This window comes from Mesorhizobium sp. B2-6-2 (assembly GCF_006440615.1).
Lineage (GTDB): Bacteria > Pseudomonadota > Alphaproteobacteria > Rhizobiales > Rhizobiaceae > Mesorhizobium.
The window spans coordinates 72,923-94,169 of record NZ_VFUG01000015.1 but is presented as its reverse complement, the minus strand read 5'-3'; the positions used below and the strand labels follow the sequence as shown (position 1 = coordinate 94,169).

Here is a 21,247-nt window from a genome sequence, read left to right as displayed (position 1 = left end):
GGCATTTGTGCGGCGCTGTCCCGTAACTAGGGCAGTTAGGGCAAGTCTGCTCTGGCTTGCGTCCAGAATTCGCCCAAATAGAGCAGTTGGAAGAGGTCAGATGGTCGTTTCGCTTTCGCGCCGCGGGGAAGTCGAGCCGTTCCACGCCATGGACATCCTGGCCGAAGCCAACCGGCTGAAGGCCACCGGCGTGCCCGTGGTGTCGATGGCGGTCGGCCAGCCGTCGGATCCCGCGCCGGTCGGCGTCCGCGAGGCGGCGGCCGCGGCCCTGCGGCATGGCCGCATCGGCTACACCGACGCCTTGGGCCTGGCCGATCTGCGCAAGGCGATCGCCGCGCATTACGGCGAGCACTATGGTATCGACGTCGCGCCATCGCGCATCGCCGTCACGACCGGCTCGTCGGCCGCCTTCAACCTGGCTTTCCTGGCCATGTTCGATCCGGGCGACCGCGTCGCCATCGCCGCGCCCGGCTATCCCGCCTACCGCAACATCATGGCCGCGCTCGGCATCGGGATCGTCGAAATCGAGCTCGGCTCGGATGCCTACCTGCATGCCGAGCACCTCAAGGCCGCGCATCGCGGGAAGCCGCTGAAGGGCGTGCTGTTCGCCAGTCCCGCCAATCCGACCGGCGCGGTGATTCCGGCCGATGAGCTTGCGGCGCTGGTGAAGACTGCCGAGGAGCTCGGCATCGCCGTGATCTCGGACGAAATCTATCACAGGCTGGCCTACGCGGCGCCGGATGTCACCGCGCTGGCGCATGGCGCCGGCGTGACCGCGATCAATTCCTTCTCGAAATACTATTGCATGACCGGCTGGCGGATCGGCTGGATGGTGCTGCCGGAAGAGCTTGTGCGGCCGGTCGAGCGTGTCGCCCAGAGCCTCTATATCTCGCCGCCTGAACTGTCGCAGGTCGCGGCGATCGAGGCGTTCAAGGCGACGCAGGAGCTGGAAAAGGTGAAGGCGCGCTATGCCTGGAACCGCGACCTTCTGATGAAGCGCCTGCCGGAACTTGGCTTTGCGCTCGCCGCACCGATGGACGGCGCCTTCTATGCGTTCTGCGATGTCACGCGCCACACCAATGACAGCATGGCCTTTGCGCGCAGGATGCTGGCCGAGGCGCATGTCGCAGCAACGCCCGGCCGCGATTTCGACCCGCTGCAGGGCCATCGCACCATGCGCTTTTCCTATGCCGGCAGCCATGACGACATGGTCGAGGCGCTGGCGCGCATCGAACGCTGGCTGAAATAGATGCCGGAACTCGAGCAGGCATTGGCCGAAGTCGCCGCCGAAATGGTGGAGCGCATCGATCGCGGCGAGGTGGCGACCTACATCCCGCAGTTGGGCAAGGTCGATCCGAAGAAATTCGGCATTGCCGCCGTGACCAATGACGGCCGTGTCATACTGGCCGGCGATGCCGATCAGCCCTTTTCGATCCAGAGCGTCTCGAAAGTCTTCACGCTCACGCTGGCGCTGGGCAAGGTCGGCGATGCGTTATGGCATCGCGTCGGCCGCGAGCCATCCGGCAACCCGTTCAACTCGATCGTGCAGCTCGAGCATGAGAACGGCATACCGCGCAATCCGTTCATCAATGCCGGCGCCATCGTCGTCTCCGACGTCCTGCTTGCGGGCCATCAGCCGCGCGAGGCGATCGGCGAAATCCTGCGCTTCATTCAGTTCCTCGCCGATGACGACACGATCATCATCGATCGCGAGGTGGCGGCCTCCGAGCGCGCCACCGGCCACCGCAACTTTGCCTTGGCCAACTACATGAAATCCTTCGGCAATCTCCATCATGCTCCGGAGCTCGCGCTGGGTGTCTATTTCCACCATTGTGCCATTGCCATGAGCTGCCGGCAGCTCGCCATGGCCGGCCGCTTTCTAGCCAATGGCGGCAGGAACCCGGCGACCGGGCATTCGGTCGTCTCGGCCGAACGGGCACGCCGCATCGGCGCGCTGATGCTGACCTGCGGCCACTACGACGGTTCCGGCGATTTTGCCTTCCGCGTCGGCATCCCTGGCAAAAGCGGTGTCGGCGGCGGCATTCTCGGCATCGTGCCAGGGGTTGCTTCGCTGGCGGTGTGGTCGCCCGGCCTCAACGAGAACGGCAACTCGAAGCTCGGCTCCATCGCGCTGGAGAAGCTCGCCCGGATGATGAACTGGTCGATCTTCGCGCCGTAAAGCAGCAAAGCGTTGGCGGTTCCACCCGGAGCTGCGCTGAAAAGGCAGTCGGTGAAATGAAAAATCCCGCGCCGGATATGGCGCGGGATTGTTTCAAAAGATCAGCTTAACGACCTGAAAGGTTTAGAAAAAACCCTTGCGCTGCCACCAGCCGGCGCGCTTCGGCTTCTCTTCGGCCTTGGCGTCGTCGGACACGTTCGAAGACACGACGGGAACAACCGGCGCGTCGACTGACTGTTGCTTGCGCCGCGTCGGATGGGCATTGGTGGCAGGCTCCGCCTCGGTGGCCGCGGGAGCGGCAGCCGTCGGCTCCGGCTCGGGCTGGCCGGCCGGGGGCGCGACCTGAGCTTCGGCCACAGGCTCCGATACCGTCTCGGCCACGGCTTCCTCAGCCACCTTCTTGGCCCTCGAACGGCGGGGCTTCTTCGGCTTTTCGACCGCCTCGGCATCGTCGTTAGCCGCGGCGGGAGCAGCAGGTTGCTCCGCAGGAGCGGCCATCGCCGGCTCGCTTACTGCGTCCCGGCCTTCAACCGACTCACCCTCGATATCGCCGACAGTTTCGCCGGCAGCGGCCTCCGAAGCTTCGTCCTCACGGCGGTTGCGCTTGCCGCCGCGCTTCCCGCGCCGGCGCTTCTTTCCGGAACCGTCGTCGGCAGCGGCCGCTACAGCCTCACCGCCCACGGTTGCCTCCTCGGCGGCCTCGTCCGTCGTCTCGTCGTCATCGGTTTCGCCGGCTTCCGTCGGCGCCGCCGCGACGTCCCCATTGTGCTCGCGGTCGCGATCCCTGCCGCCGCGCCGCCGCCGGCGCTTGCGACGCTTGCGGTCACGGCCTTCGCCATCCTCGGACCGCTGCTGGTGCTGGTCCTGCTGCCCGTGGCGCGGCTGTTCGGCCTGGACCGAGACCTCGTCCTCCGCTTCCTCGACGACAATCTCATCCTCGGGCTCGTCCGGCTCGACATAGGCCGGTAGGCTGCGCACCTCGACAAAACCTTCCGGCTTCTCGGCGATGGCGCCGCGGAAGATCGCGTAATGCTGGGTGCCGAGCGTCTCGTCAGCCTCGATCGTGATGGTCAGGCCGAAGCGGGCTTCGAGCTCCACCAGGTTGGCGCGCTTATGGTTGAGCACATAGAGCGCGGTCGCCGACGGCGTGCGCACGATGATGTGACTGCGCGAATCCTTGAGCAGGAATTCTTCGATCGCCCGCACGACCATCAGCGCCACGGAGGAATCGGAGCGCACATGGCCGGTGCCGCCGCAATGCGGGCAAGGCTTCATGGTCGATTCCAGCACGCTGGCGCGGATACGCTGGCGCGACATTTCCATCAGGCCGAAGTGCGAGATGCGGCCCACCTGGATGCGGGCGCGGTCGTTCTTGAGGTGATCCTTCAGCCGCTTCTCGACGGAGCGGTTGTTGCGGTTCTCCTCCATGTCGATGAAGTCGATGACGATCAGGCCGGCAAGGTCGCGCAATCGCAACTGCCGCGCGACTTCCTCCGCCGCTTCCAGATTGGTGTGGAGCGCCGTCTCCTCGATCGAATGCTCCTTGGTGGAGCGGCCGGAATTGACGTCGATCGAAACCAGCGCCTCGGTTTGGTTGATGATGATGTAGCCGCCGCTCTTCAGCGTCACCTGCGGCTGCAGCATGCGGTCGAGCTGCGCTTCGATGCCGTTGCGCACGAAGATCGGCGTGGTGTCGCGGAATGGCTGAACCACCTTGGCGTGGCTCGGCATCAGCATGCGCATGAAATCCTTGGCCTCGCGGTAGCCGTCTTCGCCGGAGACAAGGATCTCGTCGATGTCCTTGTTGTAGAGGTCGCGCACCGAACGCTTGATCAGGCTGCCTTCCTCATAGACCAGGGCCGGGGCCGAGGACTGCAGCGTCAGGTTGCGGACGTTTTCCCAAAGCCGCATCAGGTATTCGTAGTCGCGCTTGATCTCGGCCTTGGTGCGGCTCTCGCCGGCGGTGCGCAGGATGACGCCCATGCCCTGCGGCACGTCGAGATCGGCCACGACCTCCTTCAGCCGCTTACGGTCCTGGGCGTTGGTGATCTTGCGCGAGATGCCGCCGCCGCGCGCCGTGTTCGGCATCAGCACCGAATAGCGGCCGGCAAGCGACAGATAGGTGGTGAGCGCCGCGCCCTTGTTGCCGCGCTCTTCCTTGACCACCTGCACCAAAAGGATCTGCCGGCGCTTGATGACTTCCTGGATCTTGTACTGGCGACGCACCGGCTTGCGGCGGTTGCGGATTTCCTCGAGCGCGTCCTCGGCGCCGACCGATTCCACCTCGTGCTCGTCCGAATGCGAGGCCGAGACGTCCTCCAGCATGCCGCGATCATCGTCGCTGGCGGCGGTTTCGCCGCTCTGCTGATCCGCCTGCGGCATCGCTTCGGAAATTACGTCGGCATCGATGCTCGCGGCAATCGAAGTAGGGCCGCCTTCGGAAGGCTTGCCATCGTTGTCGTCCGTGGCGTCATCTCCGCCAGCCTCGGCGGCGGGTTCTTCAGCCGCTTCCGATACGGCCTCGACGGCCTCGGAGGCTGTTCCGGCATTTTCTGCCGGGGTAGCGGCGGTCTCGCCCCGGGCTTCCTCGTCCCCGGCAACCGCAGCGGCGGTTTCGTCAACGGCTATTGCTTCGACCGGGCTTTCCTCGTTCTCCGAGGAAGCGTGCTTGTGCTCGCCGCGGTCGCGGTTCTTGCCGCCGCGCCGGCGGTTGCGCCGGCCGCCGCGGTCGCGCGCCTGCTGCTCTTCGCCGTTCTCGGCTTCCTCGTCGTCTTCGTCCTCGGCCTCCTGCGCCTCGGCGCGCAGCAGGGCCTGACGGTCGGCGACCGGGATCTGGTAATAATCGGGATGAATTTCGCTAAAGGCGAGAAAACCGTGACGGTTGCCGCCATACTCGACAAAGGCCGCCTGGAGGGACGGTTCGACGCGGGTTACGCGGGCGAGATAGATGTTTCCTTTGAGCTGCTTTTTGTCCTGGGATTCAAAGTCGAATTCTTCGATGCGGTTACCGCGAACGACAACAACGCGTGTTTCCTCCGGGTGGGAGGCGTCTATCAGCATCTTGTTGGGCATTATTTTGTTTCCTGCCGGCAGCCGACGGCCGCAGCTGGCGTGGCAATGCCCGCCGCTGTGCGCCTGTATCTGTGTGCATGCCGGATAATTGAATGTCCGCCGGCCGCCGCTTGAGCGCAATGGCGGTGCCGCCCGCAGCCATTACGGCGCGGTTTGATGCGGACCTTTCCATGATTGCGCTTGAAGCCATCGGCACCCGGCAGAACCTTTTGAACCAAAGCCCGGGCTAAGCCGGACCAGCTTGTTTGCTCATAAAGAGCCGGCGCGGGACAAACCCGGCCGTTTTCCTCACGCAAGCGATTCCCCCGCCACGAGGGCACGCCTGCGAAAATCGTCGCGACCACCTGAGCCTGGAAGGGTAAAGGAGCCGCCTTTGCATCCAGCCTTTTGGCAGGAAACTGCTGAGGCGAGCGGTTCCAGGATTGCAGTGATCCAATGTCGCTTTTATGATTTGGCGGGATGGAAGGCAACCCCGATTTCGGATGCCGGCAAAAAGCGCTTCCCCTAGGGAAGGCGTCTTCGTCCCGCTCCTTGAAAGGCTTGGTTAACCTTCTCTGAATACCAATCGTTAATCGAGTTGGCGGCCTGACAGGCATTCTGCGAGAAGACCGGGCGCAATGCGTCAAACCGGGAGCGACGGATAAGAGATGGGATCGGCGGGCGCCGCAGACAAGAGGAGTGGGGCCGCCGGGCATCTCCTGCGCGTGACCTGGACTGGCTTGCTGCTGGCGGTCCTGTCCTGTTTCGTCGCCGCCGCGCACGCCGACATCCTGCTTGGCGCGACGGGCTACAAGATGGCCGGCGACGCCACGAAGATGCGCATCGTCGTGAATTTCGACCACGAGCCGGACGTCAAATGGTTCCTGCTGCGCGGTCCCAATCGCCTGGTCGTCGATCTTCCGCGCACGCGATTCGCGCTCGACGCCAAGGATGTGAAGCCGCGGGGCCTTGTACGGGCCGTTCGGTACGGCGATCAGGGACATGGCTCGCGCCTGATCCTCACCGGCAAAGGCCCTTTCGTCGTCGACAAGCTCGACGTGCTCAAGAATGACGGCAGCGGCTACCGCATCGCCATCGATATGTCGGCTGCCTCCGAACGGGAGTTCGACGAAGCTCTCGCCAACCAGTCGCTGACGACCGGTTCGACGGTTTCGACCGAAAAAGGCGAACGGGTCGGCACCGGACCGGTCTCGGCGCCTGGCCATCGCTTCACGGTGGTTATCGATCCCGGTCATGGCGGCGTCGATGGCGGCGCCGAAAGCTCCGCCGGCACGGTCGAGAAGGACGTCACGCTCGCTTTTGCCAAGGAACTGCGCGACAAGCTGGCCGCGGTCGGCAAATACGATGTCTACATGACGCGGGACAACGACGTGTACCTGGCGCTCGACGAACGCGTGCGCATCGCGCGCCAGCACGAGGCCGATCTTTTGATCTCCGTCCATGCCGATACGATCGCCGTCAAAGGTCTTCGCGGTGCCACGGTCTACACGCTTTCCGACAAGGCTTCCGACCCGGAAGCCCAGGCGCTCGCCGATCGCGAGAACCTGTCCGACCAGTTCGCCGGAATGAAGATCGAGGACGACAACAAGGAAGTCACCGACATCCTGATCGACCTGATCCGCCGTGAGACCCATGGTTTCTCGATGAGCTTCGCCCACACGCTGGTCGGTCAGCTGTCGACCAGCGTCGGCATGATCAACAATCCGCAGCGCTCGGCCGGCTTCAGGGTGCTCAAGGCTCCGGATGTGCCGTCCGTCCTGGTCGAGCTCGGCTACCTCTCCAACAACAAGGACGAGGCGCAACTGCTGAACGCCGACTGGCGAGGCAAGGCGGCGCAAAGCATAACCAACGCGGTTGCCCTGTTTGCCGCCGCCAAGGCCGGAACCGCGACGGGCGGCTGACCCGCCGGACCTGCCCGCAACTGCCGGACGTCTGCAACCGCAAGCGGCGTTGCATGACAACAACACCCGGCGTTATTATTCGGCAACCGAGTCCTCAAATTTCGCGCTGCCGTATTTTGTCCACATGGCCGCTACATGGGTTTTTCGATTGCGGATTGGGACCGCCCCGGGAAGCTTGCGCGACTGTCGGCTTCGTTTAGGAAATTCCCGAACCTCGGACTGGAGCGGGCATGATTCGTCTCATCGGCTATTTCTTTGGCATCGGCACGACGCTGGCGCTGCTGGTGGCGGCCGGTCTTGCCATCTATATCAGCCATCTGACCAAGGACCTGCCCGACTACGAGGTTCTGGCCAAATACGAACCGCCGGTGACGACGCGCATTCACGCCTCCGACGGCGCGCTGATGGCCGAATATGCGCGCGAACGGCGTCTCTATCTGCCGATCCAGGCCATCCCGGACCGCGTCAAGGCCGCCTTCATGTCGGCCGAGGACAAGAATTTCTACAACCATCCCGGCATCGACATCACCGGACTTGGCCGCGCCATCATCGTCAACCTGCAGAATTTCGGTTCGGGTCGGCGGCAGGTCGGCGCCTCGACGATCACCCAGCAGGTGGCGAAGAACTTCCTGCTCTCTTCTGATCAGACTTATGAGCGCAAGATCAAGGAGATGATCCTGGCCTTCCGCATCGAGCAGGCTTATTCGAAGGACCGCATCCTCGAGCTCTATCTCAACGAAATCTTCTTCGGCTTTGGCGCCTATGGCGTCGCGGGCGCCGCGCTCACCTATTTCGACAAGTCCGTCAACGAGCTGACAGTCGCGGAAGCCGCTTATCTCGCCTCGTTGCCGAAGGGCCCGAACAACTATCACCCCTTCAAGCACGCCGACCGTGCCCTGGAGCGCCGCAACTGGGTCATCGACCAGATGGTCGAGAATGGCTACGTCACCCGCGAGGAGGGCGACAAGGCCAAGGCCGAACCGCTCGGCGTGACGCCGCGCCGCAACGGTTCTTATCTGTTTGCCGGCGAGTACTTCACCGAGGAAGTCCGCCGCCAGATCATCGCGCGCTACGGCGAGAATGCGCTTTACGAGGGCGGCCTGTCGGTGCGCACCACGCTCGATCCGAATATCCAGCTTATCGCCCGCAAGGCGATGCAGAACGGCCTGCTCAAATACGACATGCTGCGCGGCTATCGAGGTCCGGTGACGCATATCGACGTCTCCGGCGACTGGGGCGTGCCACTCGGCAATGTGAAGGGTCTCGAGGATGTTCCGGAATGGACGCTGGCCGTCGTGCTCGACAGCTCGGCAACCGGGCTGACCGTCGGCGTCCAGCCGACGAGGCAGATTTCCGGCGATCTGGTCAAGGAGCGCGTCCAGGGCACCGTCAGCAAGGAGGACATGGGCTTCGCCATGCGCCACTTCGTCAACGGCAAGTCCGTCAGGGCGAAGTCTCCGGCCGACGTGCTGGAACCCGGCGATGTGATCTTCGTGCAGAAGAACGACGGCTCCGACAACACCTACATGCTGCGCCAGGTGCCGGAGGTCGAAGGCGGCCTCGTCGCCATGGATCCGCATACCGGCCGCGTGCTGGCCATGGTCGGCGGCTTCTCCTACGCGCAGTCGGAATTCAACCGCGCCACCCAGGCGATGCGCCAGCCCGGTTCCTCGTTCAAGCCGATCGTCTATTCGGCGGCGCTCGACAATGGCTACACGCCGGCTTCGGTGATCATGGACGGCCCGATCACCATCCAGAGCGGCAACACCACCTGGACGCCGAAGAACTATGACGGCACGGTCGCCGGCCCGGCCACCTTGCGCTCGGGCATCGAAAAGTCGCGCAATCTGATGACCGTGCGGCTGGCCAACGACATGGGCATGAAGCTGGTCGTGGAATATGCCGAGCGCTTCGGCGTCTACGATCATCTGGCGCCCTATCTGCCGATGGCGCTGGGCTCGGGCGAGACGACCGTCATGCGCATGGTGTCGGCCTATTCGATCATGGCCAATGGCGGCAAATCGATCAAACCCTCGCTGATCGACCGCATCCAGGACCGTTACGGCAAGACGGTGTTCAAGCAGGACGAGCGCGGCTGCGAAGGCTGCAACGCCACTGAGTGGAAGAACCAGACCGAGCCGGAGCTGGTCGACAATTCCGAGCAGGTGCTCGACCCGATGACGGCATACCAGATCACCTCGATGATGGAGGGCGTCGTGCAGCGCGGCACCGGCGCCACCATCGGCGAGCTCGGCCGCCACATTGCCGGCAAGACCGGCACGACCAATGACGAGAAGGACGCCTGGTTCATCGGCTTCACCCCGAACCTCGTTGTCGGCCTCTATATGGGCTATGACACGCCGCGCGGCCTTGGCCACGGCGCCACCGGCGGCGGCTTGGCGGCCCCGATCTTCAAGGACTTCATGCGGGTTGCGCTCGACGGCAAGCCGAACACCGACTTCCAGGTTCCCGACGGCATGAAGCTGATCGCAATCAACCGCAAGACCGGCATGCGTGCCGCCGAAGGCGATCCGAACACCATCATCGAGGCTTTCAAGCCTGGCACCGGTCCGGCTGACAGCTACTGGGTGATCGGCATGGGCGCGGATGGCTCGAACGGTTCGGGCGGAGCGCTGTCGCCGCAAGCCAACCAGGCCATCCAGGACGGCGGCGGCGGCCTCTACTGACCTTGCCCGATTTCGCGATGGGCCGGCAGGGTGGTGCCGGCCCATTTCGCTTTACAGGCAGCGACGCCGTGCCTATGTATCGCGCCTATTCCGAAAAGACCGAAAAGAACAGGACCGAACCAAGAGCCATGCGCGCGGAAACGCTCAACATCGTCGACGAGATCAGGCAGGCGATAACCCTGCTGAGGAGGCATCTTTGACTGGGATCAGGCTGTAAAGCGGCTTGAATACCTGAATTCGCGCGCCGAGGATTCCAGTCTCTGGAATGATCCGATCGAAGCGCAGAAGCTGATGCGGGAGCGCCAGGAGCTCGAGGACGGCATCGCTGCCGTCAAAGGGATGACGCAGGCGCTGGAAGACAATATCGGCCTGATCGAGCTCGGCGAGGAAGAGGGCGACGACGGCATCATCGCGGAAGCGGAGGCGGCGCTGCGTTCGATGCAGGGCGAGGCGAAGGCCCGCCAGGTCGAAACGCTGCTGTCGGGCGAGGCCGACGCCAACGACACCTATCTCGAAATCCATGCCGGCGCCGGCGGCACCGAGAGCCAGGACTGGGCCTCGATGCTCCTGCGCATGTACACGCGCTGGGCCGAGCGTCGCCGCTTCAAGGTCGAGGTGCTGGAAGTCCATGACGGCGAGGAAGCGGGCATCAAGTCCGCCACCGTGATGATCAAGGGCCACAACGCCTATGGCTGGCTTAAGACGGAGTCCGGCGTCCATCGCCTGGTGCGTATTTCGCCTTACGACAGCAACGCGCGGCGCCACACCTCCTTCGCCAGCGTCTGGGTCTATCCGGTCATCGACGACTCGATCGAGATCAATGTTTCCGAATCGGACGTGCGCATCGACACCTATCGTTCCTCGGGTTCGGGCGGCCAGCACGTCAACACCACCGACTCGGCGGTGCGCATCACCCATCTGGCGACCGGTATCGCGGTCGCCTGTCAGGCCGAGCGCTCGCAGCACAAGAACCGCGCCAAGGCTTGGGAAATGCTGCGCTCGCGGCTTTACGAGGAAGAGCTGAAGAAGCGCGAGGCGGTCGCCAATGCCACCGAGGCGTCGAAGAGCGACATCGGCTGGGGGCACCAGATCCGCTCCTATGTTCTGCAGCCCTATCAGCTTGTGAAGGATCTGCGCACCGGCGTCGAAAGCACCTCGCCTTCGAGCGTGCTCGACGGCGACCTCGACGAATTCATGGAAGCCTCGCTCTCGCATCGCATCGAGGGCGGCGCAGGCGAAGCGGTGGCGGACCTCGACTAGAATATGCCCACATTCAGGTGAGGTTGGCCTGCGAACGATGATTTCCTGCGCTTCCGGTGCTCACGTACTGAAGTACGCTCCGCTCCGGTTCTCGGAAACCATCATTCTCGGCTCAGCCTGACCTGAATCTGAACATATCCCGCCTGGGGACGAAGGAGGAAGCCGGTGTCTACGGTACTTGCGGGAAAATGCTTCTGCGGCGCCGTCCACTATGAGGTTGCGGACGAATTCATTTACGCGGCGAACTGCCATTGCTCGAACTGCCGGCGCACGACAGGCTCCGCGTTCAAGCCGTTCGCCGGCATCGAGCGCGACAAGTTCCGTCTCATCGCGGGCGAGGGCGGGCTGCTGATCTTCGGCGACGAGAGCGGCCACGACGCGCATTGCGGGCGATGCGGCTCGCTCCTCTATTCGTTGGTCCGCGACGGCGCCTACGTGCATGTCGCCATGGGCACGCTGGTCGACGAGCCGACGATACGGCCGAGCGCGCACATTTTTGTCGGGTCCAAGGCGAAGTGGTTCACAATCGCCGACTCCCTGCCGCAGTATGATGAGCACGTTCCCGACTGAACGTCTGGAACCAGCTTGAGCCGAATCTCGTTGTCGGGCACCAGATCCGCGCGGCTAACCGCTCATCAACCAAGCCGACGCACGATTCTGGATGGCAGAGGTTGGCGTGAAGCGCGGCATTGCCGTTGCAAGCGGATGCTTGCGCCAGCCAGGGAATCAGCCCAGCCTTCGTGCTGGGTAAAAAGCATTTATGGCCGGATGCGGCATATCTGCGACCGACGATCGGCCACTGGGAAGATACGTTCCGGGAACGGGCAAGCGAAAACGCTTGATGCTCGAAAGGAACGCTTCGATGTCTGCTGCCATATCAAGATCGGCCCAAGCCGTTCGACCGGCTGGCCGACTTTTGTTCTCCCTGTTCGCCGTTGGAGCGATCGCGGCGCTGGCGCCGCCGGCTGCTGCGCACGACGCCCAGCCCACCGCGGCCACGCCGCAAGGCTGGAAATATCCCTTTGCCTGTTGTGCCAACTACGATTGCAAGGAGGTGCCGCAGTCGTCGATCAGCGAGCGGCCCGAGGGCTACGTCATAAAGGGTACGGGCGAGGTGGTGGCTTATGCCGACAAGCGCGTCAAGAATTCGCCCGACGGCGAGTACCACTGGTGTGCGCACCAGGCCGGGCTCGACGCCGGCAAGACCATCTGCCTGTTCGTGCCGCCTCCCTCTTACTAAGACTCTGAACCTGCCGCGGAAGGCGAGGCGCTGGGGCTCGATCCACGGCAGGAGAAGGCTGCGACCTTGCTGACAGACGGTTGTCAGGACGGTTTCTTTATGTTGCCTTGCACCGAGCAATTCCAGGAAAAGTGCGTAGCGGTTTTCCGTCCGGAATTGCGTGCACCCAGGATGCGCAATTCCAGGAAAAGTGCGTAGCGGTTTTCCGTCCGGAATTGCGTGAAACCAAGGGCGCGGCTGACAACGGAGAGGTTGAGTCCATGACCATCAGGGGAAGCTGTCACTGCAAGGCGACAACCTTCGAGGTTGCCGAGGCGCCGCGGACGGTGACGCAATGCACATGCTCGTTCTGCTCGAAGCGGGGCTCGTTATGGGCCTACTATGTGCCGTCGCAATTCAAGCTCACGAGCCCGCCGGAAAACGTCTCCTTCTATCGCTGGGGCTCAAAGACGGTGAAGCATGGTTTCTGCGCCATTTGCGGCTGCGGCACCTTCACCGAGACGCCTGATTGGTCGACCGGAAAGCCGGATTTCGACAACCCGAAGATCAGCGTCAATTCGCGCCTGTTCGATGATTTCGATTTGGACAAGGTCGAGGTGGTGGTCATCGACGGCAAGAATTTGTGGTAGAGCCGACAGGGGAGCCACCGCCGGACATTACCGGCGGCATTCCCGTTCCGTTTTTCGCCGCATTTCATGTTACAAGGCTGCGGAAGGGCTGATTTGGCGCGGTCGCAAAGGCCGCGAATTGGAGAGGGACCAATCTCATGAAGAAGACTGTGCTCGTCGCCGTGGCGGCGGCTCTATTGGTGAGCGCCTGCACCACCACCGATCCGTATACCGGCGACCAGAAGATCTCCAACACGGCGGCCGGTGCCGGCCTCGGCGCCCTGGCAGGCGCCAGCCTCGGCCTGCTGGCCGGTGGCAACGACCGCCGCAACGCGTTGATCGGCGCCGGCATCGGCGCGCTCGCCGGCGGCGCGATCGGCGCGACGATGGACCAGAACGAGGCCGAGCTTCGCCGTCAATTGCAGGGCACCGGCGTCAGCGTCACCCGCAGCGGCGACCAGATCATCCTCAACATGCCGTCCGACATCACCTTCAATGTCGACCAGGACGCGGTGAAGCCGGGCTTCTATCCGGTGCTGAATTCGGTCGCGCTGGTGCTGAAGAAATTCCGCCAGACCACTGTGGACGTGTTCGGCCACACCGATTCGACCGGCGGCGACGAGCACAATTTCGACCTGTCGCAGCGTCGCGCGCTTGCCGTCGCAAATTACCTGTCCGGCCAGGGAGTCGACCAGCGCCGCTTCGCCGTCACCGGCTTCGGCAAGACCCGCCCGATCGCATCCAATGCGACCGCCGCCGGCCGCGAGCAGAACCGCCGCGTCGAGATCCAGCTGTCGCCGCTCACCTGAGAAAACGGCGCGCAGAGGCGTGATTCCATCAAGACAACGGCTCCGAAAGGGGGCCGTTTTTGTTTGAAATGGCCCAAAGATGGGTCGAAGGTCTTAGGACATCAATTAGAAGAAACTAATGCTTTTCCAGAACCGGGGAAAGGACTAACATTCTGCTGTTCCAGAGGGGATGGGGCGGTCAATAGGCCGCGCAATCAACATCTGCCGCCCCGGTCTTGCACGGCCAGATCAAGAGAATCTGGGAGGAATGCATGACAAGAACAGCTCGCTTGGGGCGCTGCGGCGTCCTCGTTTTGGCATGTCTTATCGGCACATCGTTCGGGCTCGCTGCGGCTCGGGCCGAGGACGCCAACAAGGCCGACATCGAAGCCTTGAAGAAATCGCTGGCCAAGTATGAAGATTACACCGCCGCTGTTCGCGACCTCTATTTGTCGACCGTCGGCTGCATCCACTATGGCGGCGAGAAGATAGACGGCGCTATGTACTATCAGAAGGGCGCGATGGGCATTCATTTCGTCAACGTCCCGAGCGTCGGCAAGCCGCTCGACCCGATGAAACCCAACGTCCTGATCTACGAGCCGACCAAGAAAGGCTTGAAGCTGGTCGGGGTGGAATGGCTGGTGCCGCTGACGCCGGACACCAAGGAGGTGCCGACGCTGTTCGGGCAGAAATTCATGGGGCCGATGGAAGGCCACTATCCGCTCATTCCGAGGGAGTTCGTCCACTACGACCTGCATGCATGGCTGTTCAAGGACAATCCGAACGGCATGTTCAGTCCAACGAACCCGAACGTGAAATGCAGCAGGGCCGAGTTCCCGATGCTTGAGAAGCCGACCAAGATGATGCCGGGTCCGATGTAGGCATCGCCTTTGGCTGAATTGCTTCAGGCGAAGCCAAAAACGAAACGGCCCCGTGTGGGGCCGTTTTCAATTCAGGCTATGCCGGTATCGACTTCAGACCTTTGCGACGATCCGCATGAAGGCCGGCACGTCGTCGCCGAAGCCGACGGTTGCGTCGTCTTCTCCCTGACGATGGCGGCCGGGGCGGTCGCGCTGCGGTCGGGCGTCGCCGCGCTGCTCGTGACGGTTGCCAGGGCCCTTGCGTTCGTTCTCGGAACGGATCGCATCCTTGCGGGCGCGGCGTTCGGCGATGTCGGCCACTTCGGCGACAGGCTGTTCCTCACGCGCGGCATCGGGCGTCTCGTCGCGCTTGGCGTGACGGTCCTTCTTGCGCTCGCCCCGGTCCTTGCGATCCTCGTCCTTGCGGCCGGCGCGACGCGGGGCGCCGCGGCCGCGGCGCGGCTGCTCCTCGCCCTCGCTCTCGGTCACGGTCGACAGGTCGCCGTCATGCCACTCGATCTTGGTGCCGATCAGCCTCTCGATGGCGTCGACATATTTGGTCTCGGAGCGCGTGGCGATGGTGAAGGACTTGCCGGCGCGTCCCGCGCGGCCGGTGCGGCCGATGCGGTGGACGTAATCCTCGGCGTGGATGGGCACGTCATAATTGAAGACATGGCTGACATCGGGAATGTCGAGACCGCGCGCTGCGACGTCCGAGGCAACGAGGTAGCGCAGCTTGCCGTCGCGGAAATTGGCGAGCATCTGCATGCGGGCGCGCTGGTCCATGTCGCCATGCAGCGCGCCGGCATCGAAATCATGCTTCAACAGCGAGCGGAACAGCTCCGACACCTCGACCTTGCGATTGCAGAAGATGATGGCGTTCTTCAGATCGGCGTCTTCGGCCTTGATCAGGTTGCGCAGCGTCTCGCGCTTTTCCCAGGGTTTTGTGCCGGACTTCACCAGCCGCTGCGTGATGCTGGTCGCCGTGGAGGCGGCCTTCGAAACCTCGACGCGCACCGGCGCGTGCAGGAACTTCTCGGTGAGCTTGGTGATCTCCGGCGGCATCGTCGCCGAGAAGAACAGCGTCTGGCGCGTGAACGGGATCATCTCGCAGATGCGCTCGATATCGGGAATGAAGCCCATGTCGAGCATGCGGTCGGCCTCGTCGATGACGAGGATCTCGACGCCATTGAGCAGAAGCTTGCCGCGCTCGCGGTGGTCGAGCAGGCGGCCGGGCGTCGCGATCAGCACGTCGGCGCCGCGCTCGAGCTTCTTGTCCTGTTCGTCGAAGGAGACGCCTCCGATCAGCAGCGCGATATTGAGCTTGTGGTTCTTGCCGTATTTGATGAAGTTTTCCTCGACCTGCGCGGCGAGCTCACGGGTCGGTTCGAGGATCAGCGTGCGCGGCATGCGGGCTCGCGCCCGGCCCTTTTCCAGGCGCGTCAGCATCGGCAGCACGAAGGAAGCAGTTTTGCCGGTGCCGGTCTGGGCGATACCCAGCACGTCCTTGCCGAGCAGCGCATGCGGGATGGCGCCGGCCTGGATCGGAGTCGGCTTGGTGTAGCCGGCATCGGTGACCGCGGAGAGAACCTTCGGCGACAAGCCGAGGTCTGAGAATGTCAACGCTTCTTGAGCGATCGTGGTGTCTGAGGACAAGTGTTTGTTGTCTTTGTTGGTTGGGGAAATCGCGACACAGTAGCCGCGGCAGGCGCCGCGCGCCTGCAAGATCGGTGTTGCAGTTAGGCGCAAGCCCTCGATTTGTCAACAGAAACGGACCGAAATACAGCGATTGTGAAGACGTAACCTTAATCGCGATGCTTAAAGCGCGTCGAGCTGAAACGGTTTGAGGCTCCGCGCTTTATATCTTTGCTTGATCACGTCGTATGCCCAAAACCGCTGCGCGCTTTTGGGCGACATGCATTGATCGAAACAATATCCTTGCGCCGGCTCAGTAGCGGAACTGCTCGGCAAGGATACGCTCGTTCCAGGAATGGTTCGGATCGAACAGCAAAGTTGCCGTCGCCGTCGGCGATTCCCGCACGGTGACGGAGGCCACCGCCTTGACCTCGGTATGATCGGCCGCGGCATTCACCGGGCGCTTTTCGGCTTCCAGGATGTCGAAGCGCACGGTCGCCTTGTTGGACAGCAGCGCCCCGCGCCAGCGGCGCGGCCGGAAAGGACTGACCGGCGTCAGCGCCAGAAGCGGCGCATCGAGCGGCAGGATCGGCCCATGCGCCGACAGATTGTAGGCGGTGGAACCGGCGGGCGTCGCGATCATCACGCCGTCGCAGTTCAACTCCTCCAGCCGCACCTGGCCGTCGACGGTGATGCGGATCTTCGCCGTCTGATAGGACTGGCGCCACAACGCCACCTCGTTGATGGCCGGCGCCGAAATCGTTTCGCCGTCATGCGTCACGGCGACCATTTCCAGCGGCCGGATCGTCTCGGAGACGGCGTTTGCGATGCGTTCCTCGAGGCCACCGGCGCGATATTCGTTCATCAGGAAGCCGATGGTGCCACGGTTCATGCCGTAGACCTTCTTGCCCGTGCTCATCGTCTCGCGCAGCGTCTGCAGAAGAAAGCCGTCGCCGCCGAGCGCGATGATGATCTCGGCATCCGCGACAGGCACCTGCCCATAGCGCGCGGACAGGCTTTCCAGCGCCGCGCGGGCGTCGTCGGTGTCGGAAGAAACGAAGGCGAAACGGCTGTCGGCTTTGCTCATGGCTCCCGGAGGGCGACCGTCTGCTGGGCCGCGCCGGCGACGGCGTAGCATGCGCCGCCCACATCTGTGAAGGGCGCAGCGCCAGCTGGCGGTCACACCCGACAATCGCGCTTCGTGACAGCGGCGACATGAATGTGATGGCTGCCATGGTTAAGGCGAAGCTTAAACACTCGTAAAGCCGGATCGATCATGTTAGCCGACAGTGGATGGGTTGGCGGGGGCTAGCCAGTCGAGAGCCCTGTCTATTGCCGGTAACGCGTCTGATCATAGTCTTCCTGATGATGGGAAGTTTCGCGCTGATGTTCGCCGAGCTGGTGCGTCATTCCGAAGAGATGAGCCAGCGGCCGCAGCCGACAGCTTCCCGCTGCGGCGACGCCACGGGAACACTTTGCCCGCAAAGGGCGCTTTAAGGCAATTCCGGGAAACGCGCGAAGCGGGTTTCCGTCCGCAATTGCATCAGCGCCGAGCGATGAGCGGTTTGCCGTTCCCATGAAACGCCGCGCGGGATGACATTCACCAGATACGCGGCATCAACGGCGCGCGGTCGCGATGACTGCGGCTAACTCGTATTTGCCAGATCTGCGGGGTAGCGAAAACGCGCTCGCTGGATTGCCTAGCAATTCGCCAGGCTCTATGGGTCTTTTCGATTCAACCTTGGGGCGAGCGCGCTCCGAAAGCAAAGTCGGCGTGATGATGCATGGAATAAGTCGTAAGGATCGTTGCTCGGTGTTGGTCGCGGGAGGCAGTGGTTTCATAGGCTCGCATCTAGCCGATCGTCTCCTGCAGCGCACGGATCTCGACTGCCTTGTTGTGGTTGACAACTTATGGACCGGCTCGCGCCAGAACCTTGCGCATCTTAACGATCCGCGATTGAGCCTTGAGATCGAGGATGCGGAGGCCTTCACCACCTCGCAACGGTTCGACGAGATCATTCACCTCGCATCGCCCGCTTCGCCGTCCTGGTACATGAGCGATCCGGCACGCACCATTCGTGCCAATGTCGGCGGGGCTTTCAACCTTCTCGGTTTGCTCAAGCCCGGCGGCCGCTTCTGCTTTTCATCCACCTCGGAGGTGTATGGGGATCCGCAGGTCTCCCCACAGCCGGAGAGTTACCGAGGTTCAGTGGACTGTACGGGCCCCAGGTCCTCCTATGACGAAAGCAAGCGCTGCACGGAAGCGCTGTTGTTCGAGACCCAACGCACGCAGGGTCTCGACGTGAGAGTGGTGCGACTCTTCAATGTATACGGACCCCGCACACGTATAGATGACGGGCGTGCGATTTCGAACTTCATAAGCCAGGCGCTGACGACTGGAGTGCTGACCGTCTATGGTGATGGTCTGCAATCGCGCAGCTGGGGTTATGTCGATGACATCGTCGACGGATTGGAGCGTTTCTTCTGGCGCGACAACATTTCACATCGTGGCCCGCTGAATATCGGCAACAATTGCGAGGTTCCGGTCCTGGATATCGCGAAATTCGTCTGCTCCCTGGTTCCCGGCAGCTCGATCGTCCATGATGAACCGGTTCCTCAAGATCCGACAAATCGTTGCCCTGACTTGAGATTGGCAAAGCGTATTCTTCCTGGGTGGGAAGCCGTTACAGGCTATCAGGAAGGTATTCGACGGACCCTTGAGTGGTTCCGGAGCCAGATTGCCGCCCCTGCCGCGGTCCCAGCCTAGATCACGATGACGTTTCGTTGAATCGCCATCCCGATCCAACTCTTTGTTGGAGCATGATCTTCTCCGAAAACCGGTTCCCACTTTCGGGATCATGGTCTTAAGAGTTTGGCCCACTTCGCTCAGGAAGGCCGGCCTCTCATCGACACCGTCTCCGATCGACCTTCGAGATATGGCACGAAGACGGTCTCGAACGCCTTGAGCGCCGCGCCGATTGCCTGGTGCATGTCGAGATAGCGGTATGTTCCGAGCCGGCCGCCGAAATGAGTGTTTTGTTCGCGACGAGCGCGCGCCTGGTAGCGCTCGTAGATACGTTGGTCGGCGCGGGTGTCGATAGGATAGTAAGGTTCGTCGCTGCGACGAGCAAAACGCGAGAATTCGCGACCGATCAGCGTCCTGTCGCCGTCAAATTCACGCTCCGGGTTGAAATGCCTGAACTCGACGATGCGTGTGTAAGGCACGGCTTCATCGGCGTAATGCATGATTCCTGTGCCTTGATAGTCCGGCGTGTCCATATGTTCGAACTCGATGTCGATTGTCCGCCATCCGAGGTCTCCTTCGGCGTAGTCGAAATATCGGTCGATGGCGCCCGTGTAGGCGATCGGAATATTCTTGGGTAGCGATCCTTTGATCTGGAAGAAATCGACGCCGAGCCTGGTCTCGATGAGCGGGTGCGCAAGCATCTTCTGGAAGATTGCCGTATAGCCTTCGAGCGGCTGTCCCTGGTATCGATCGTTGAAATAGCCGTCCTCGAATGTATAGCGCACCGGCAAACGCGAGATGATCTGCGGCGGAAGCTCGCGCGGGTCGGTCTGCCACTGCTTGGCAGTGTAGCCTCTGATGAGCGCCTCGTAGAGCGGGCGCCCGATAAGCGAGATAGCTTTCTCCTCGAGATTAGCCGGCTGCCGGTCGCCGAGTTCGGACGATTGCTCGGCAATCAGCGCTCGCGCTTGATCGGGACTGAGCCGTTTGCCGAAGAACTGGCAGATCGTCGCCAGGTTGATCGGCAAGGAATAGATCTGATCGCGATATGACGAAAACGCACGGTGCCGATAGGAGTTGAATTGCGTGAAGGTGCGCAGATAGTCCCAGACTTCTTTATTGGATGTATGGAAGAGGTGAGGCCCATAGCGATGGATCTCGACGCCGGTGGCAGCGTCGGGCTCGGTGTAGGCGTTACCGCCTATGTGCGCGCGTCGATCGATCACCAGCACACGGCGGCCCAGCCTGCTTGCAACACGCTCGGCAAGCGTTGCGCCGTAGAATCCCGCCCCCACGACAAGAAGATCGGCGCCGTTCAACATGTCATCGCCCCTTCGGCAGTCCGAACCGGAGGCGGCTCGATCGCGATGGTCGAGAGTTCGGCCGCCTTGAAATGCTGACGGCGAACGTGCCGCCACAGCGTTTTCTTCAATCGATACACCTGTCTGAATGCATTTAGCCGTCGGGCGTAATGCAGCATCATGCGCAGGCCTATGGCAGTCTTCGATCGCCAAACGCGCCCTTTTTTGTCCACGGCCTCATAGGAGATCGGATAGAATTCATCCAGGAAAAATCTGGCCTTCAATTGCGCGTATTCCGCCTTGGGTGTGAGGCCTTTTTCCAACATCGCTTGGGCAAGCGCGCTACCGACAGGGCGCGTGTGACGAATCGACAAGTCATCGAACACGGCGGACTTGCGACGGTTGTCCGGCGCCAGGCGCGTCCAGATCGAATCAAGGCCGAAGCCGCTCATTGAATGTTCGAAGAGCGGCAGCATCTTGACCAGCACGTCGGCTCGGATGCAGGGAGCCATAATCTCGACCTTATCCACGAAGCGGAGCTCGAAGCTGTCGCAACGCATGAACGGCAGGTGCGAAAAGTAGCTGTCGAGCGTCAGAGAGGGTTGGCCGACATCGAGGTCGAGCCGGCGCATGTTCGCAAACATAGCCTCGATCGTTCTTCGATCTGCTTCGAGATCATCGTCTGGAAGCCAGAAATACCGATAGCGCTGGAGCAAGTCCGGCTGCTCACTGAACAGCGCGAAAAGGCCGTCAAACTTGCCGCCTTTCCGATCCACTCGTCTTTCGTAAGGCAGGCTGAAGGCCGATGGATCGGATCCGTAGTAACTAACGATCAGGTCGAAGTCGCATCCTGGTTCGTCCGCTCCCCAACCACGATGCAGGGAACGGTCGCCGGCTCTGACGATCACGAGATTGCGGTGGCTGGTCGGCTGCGGAGATCTGTTGGTGGAGTTCATGCTTCGGTGGGCTG

Annotated in this window: 17 protein-coding genes; 12 read left to right on the top strand and 5 right to left on the bottom strand. The window is 62.4% G+C overall.

What is annotated here, in order from left to right; all coding sequences use genetic code 11:
• Positions 1–100: 100 nt before the first annotated feature.
• Together FJ419_RS23920 and FJ419_RS23915 are read left to right on the top strand one after the other, a co-directional pair.
• Positions 101–1,249: an aminotransferase class I/II-fold pyridoxal phosphate-dependent enzyme gene (locus FJ419_RS23920; protein ID WP_140698837.1), complete on the top strand. Its 1,149-nt coding sequence runs from the start codon at positions 101–103 to the stop codon at positions 1,247–1,249.
• Positions 1,250–2,179 (top strand): glutaminase, encoded by a 930-nt coding sequence (locus FJ419_RS23915; protein WP_140698833.1) that lies wholly within the window; start codon positions 1,250–1,252, stop codon positions 2,177–2,179. It abuts the gene before it with no gap.
• A gap of 123 nt (positions 2,180–2,302) precedes the next feature.
• Here FJ419_RS23915 and FJ419_RS23910 read toward each other — a convergent pair whose 3' ends face one another.
• A complete protein-coding gene (locus tag FJ419_RS23910; protein WP_140698830.1) occupies positions 2,303–5,251 on the bottom strand; it encodes a ribonuclease E/G in 2,949 nt (982 codons plus the stop codon).
• Positions 5,252–5,343: 92 nt separating this feature from the next.
• Between FJ419_RS23910 and FJ419_RS30910 the strand changes: the two genes are divergently transcribed.
• From FJ419_RS30910 to FJ419_RS23870, 9 genes are all read left to right on the top strand, one after another.
• Positions 5,344–5,481 (top strand): hypothetical protein, encoded by a 138-nt coding sequence (locus FJ419_RS30910; RefSeq protein ID WP_176477023.1) that lies wholly within the window; start codon positions 5,344–5,346, stop codon positions 5,479–5,481.
• Positions 5,482–5,955: 474 nt separating this feature from the next.
• Positions 5,956–7,152 (top strand): N-acetylmuramoyl-L-alanine amidase, encoded by a 1,197-nt coding sequence (locus FJ419_RS23905; protein WP_246679325.1) that lies wholly within the window; start codon positions 5,956–5,958, stop codon positions 7,150–7,152.
• Positions 7,153–7,382: 230 nt separating this feature from the next.
• Complete coding sequence (locus FJ419_RS23900; RefSeq protein WP_140698807.1) at positions 7,383–9,839, top strand: penicillin-binding protein 1A; 2,457 nt, start codon at positions 7,383–7,385, stop codon at positions 9,837–9,839.
• A gap of 128 nt (positions 9,840–9,967) precedes the next feature.
• Positions 9,968–11,099 (top strand): peptide chain release factor 2 gene (gene prfB / locus FJ419_RS23895; protein WP_140636761.1). Its coding sequence is split into 2 segments (ribosomal slippage): positions 9,968–10,033 and positions 10,035–11,099, totalling 1,131 coding nucleotides; the frame shifts between segments, so codons are not numbered across the junction.
• 165 nt (positions 11,100–11,264) lie between these two features.
• Entirely contained in the window at positions 11,265–11,669 is a 405-nt protein-coding gene (locus tag FJ419_RS23890) for a GFA family protein (protein ID WP_140698804.1), read from the top strand.
• Positions 11,670–11,961: 292 nt separating this feature from the next.
• Positions 11,962–12,339, top strand: coding sequence for a hypothetical protein (locus tag FJ419_RS23885; protein WP_140698801.1), 378 nt, complete (start codon positions 11,962–11,964; stop codon positions 12,337–12,339).
• Positions 12,340–12,599: 260 nt separating this feature from the next.
• The gene (locus tag FJ419_RS23880; RefSeq protein WP_140636767.1) at positions 12,600–12,968 is read left to right on the top strand and encodes a GFA family protein; all 369 of its coding nucleotides are present in this window, start codon (positions 12,600–12,602) and stop codon (positions 12,966–12,968) included.
• Between the two features lie 137 nt (positions 12,969–13,105).
• Positions 13,106–13,756, top strand: coding sequence for an OmpA family protein (locus tag FJ419_RS23875; protein WP_140546436.1), 651 nt, complete (start codon positions 13,106–13,108; stop codon positions 13,754–13,756).
• 251 nt (positions 13,757–14,007) lie between these two features.
• Complete coding sequence (locus tag FJ419_RS23870) at positions 14,008–14,616, top strand: hypothetical protein (protein WP_140698799.1); 609 nt, start codon at positions 14,008–14,010, stop codon at positions 14,614–14,616.
• Positions 14,617–14,709: 93 nt separating this feature from the next.
• Here FJ419_RS23870 and FJ419_RS23865 read toward each other — a convergent pair whose 3' ends face one another.
• On the bottom strand, positions 14,710–16,251 hold the full coding sequence (locus FJ419_RS23865) for a DEAD/DEAH box helicase (RefSeq protein WP_181170795.1): 1,542 nt from the start codon (positions 16,249–16,251) through the stop codon (positions 14,710–14,712).
• 292 nt (positions 16,252–16,543) lie between these two features.
• Positions 16,544–17,317 (bottom strand): NAD kinase, encoded by a 774-nt coding sequence (locus tag FJ419_RS23860; RefSeq protein ID WP_140546433.1) that lies wholly within the window; start codon positions 17,315–17,317, stop codon positions 16,544–16,546.
• Positions 17,318–18,010: 693 nt separating this feature from the next.
• Here FJ419_RS23860 and FJ419_RS23850 point away from each other — a divergent pair.
• Entirely contained in the window at positions 18,011–18,997 is a 987-nt protein-coding gene (locus tag FJ419_RS23850; RefSeq protein ID WP_140698929.1) for an NAD-dependent epimerase/dehydratase family protein, read from the top strand.
• 119 nt (positions 18,998–19,116) lie between these two features.
• Here FJ419_RS23850 and glf read toward each other — a convergent pair whose 3' ends face one another.
• Together glf and FJ419_RS23840 are read right to left on the bottom strand one after the other, a co-directional pair.
• Positions 19,117–20,298, bottom strand: a complete 1,182-nt coding sequence (gene glf, locus FJ419_RS23845) for a UDP-galactopyranose mutase (RefSeq protein WP_140698926.1) — start codon at positions 20,296–20,298, stop codon at positions 19,117–19,119.
• A complete protein-coding gene (locus FJ419_RS23840; protein WP_140698790.1) occupies positions 20,292–21,233 on the bottom strand; it encodes a hypothetical protein in 942 nt (313 codons plus the stop codon). The genes glf and FJ419_RS23840 overlap by 7 nt, the downstream gene beginning before the upstream one ends.
• Positions 21,234–21,247: the final 14 nt, after the last annotated feature.

Coding starts and splice junctions, on each gene's coding strand:
- FJ419_RS23920 (WP_140698837.1), top strand. CDS start 101: ATGGTCGTTTCGCTTTCGCGCCGCGGGGAAGTCGAGCCGTTCCACGCC.
- FJ419_RS23915 (WP_140698833.1), top strand. CDS start 1,250: ATGCCGGAACTCGAGCAGGCATTGGCCGAAGTCGCCGCCGAAATGGTG.
- FJ419_RS23910 (WP_140698830.1), bottom strand. CDS start 5,251: ATGCCCAACAAGATGCTGATAGACGCCTCCCACCCGGAGGAAACACGC.
- FJ419_RS30910 (WP_176477023.1), top strand. CDS start 5,344: ATGTCCGCCGGCCGCCGCTTGAGCGCAATGGCGGTGCCGCCCGCAGCC.
- FJ419_RS23900 (WP_140698807.1), top strand. CDS start 7,383: ATGATTCGTCTCATCGGCTATTTCTTTGGCATCGGCACGACGCTGGCG.
- FJ419_RS23885 (WP_140698801.1), top strand. CDS start 11,962: ATGTCTGCTGCCATATCAAGATCGGCCCAAGCCGTTCGACCGGCTGGC.
- FJ419_RS23880 (WP_140636767.1), top strand. CDS start 12,600: ATGACCATCAGGGGAAGCTGTCACTGCAAGGCGACAACCTTCGAGGTT.
- FJ419_RS23875 (WP_140546436.1), top strand. CDS start 13,106: ATGAAGAAGACTGTGCTCGTCGCCGTGGCGGCGGCTCTATTGGTGAGC.
- FJ419_RS23870 (WP_140698799.1), top strand. CDS start 14,008: ATGACAAGAACAGCTCGCTTGGGGCGCTGCGGCGTCCTCGTTTTGGCA.
- FJ419_RS23860 (WP_140546433.1), bottom strand. CDS start 17,317: ATGAGCAAAGCCGACAGCCGTTTCGCCTTCGTTTCTTCCGACACCGAC.
- FJ419_RS23850 (WP_140698929.1), top strand. CDS start 18,011: ATGCATGGAATAAGTCGTAAGGATCGTTGCTCGGTGTTGGTCGCGGGA.
- glf (WP_140698926.1), bottom strand. CDS start 20,298: ATGTTGAACGGCGCCGATCTTCTTGTCGTGGGGGCGGGATTCTACGGC.
- FJ419_RS23840 (WP_140698790.1), bottom strand. CDS start 21,233: ATGAACTCCACCAACAGATCTCCGCAGCCGACCAGCCACCGCAATCTC.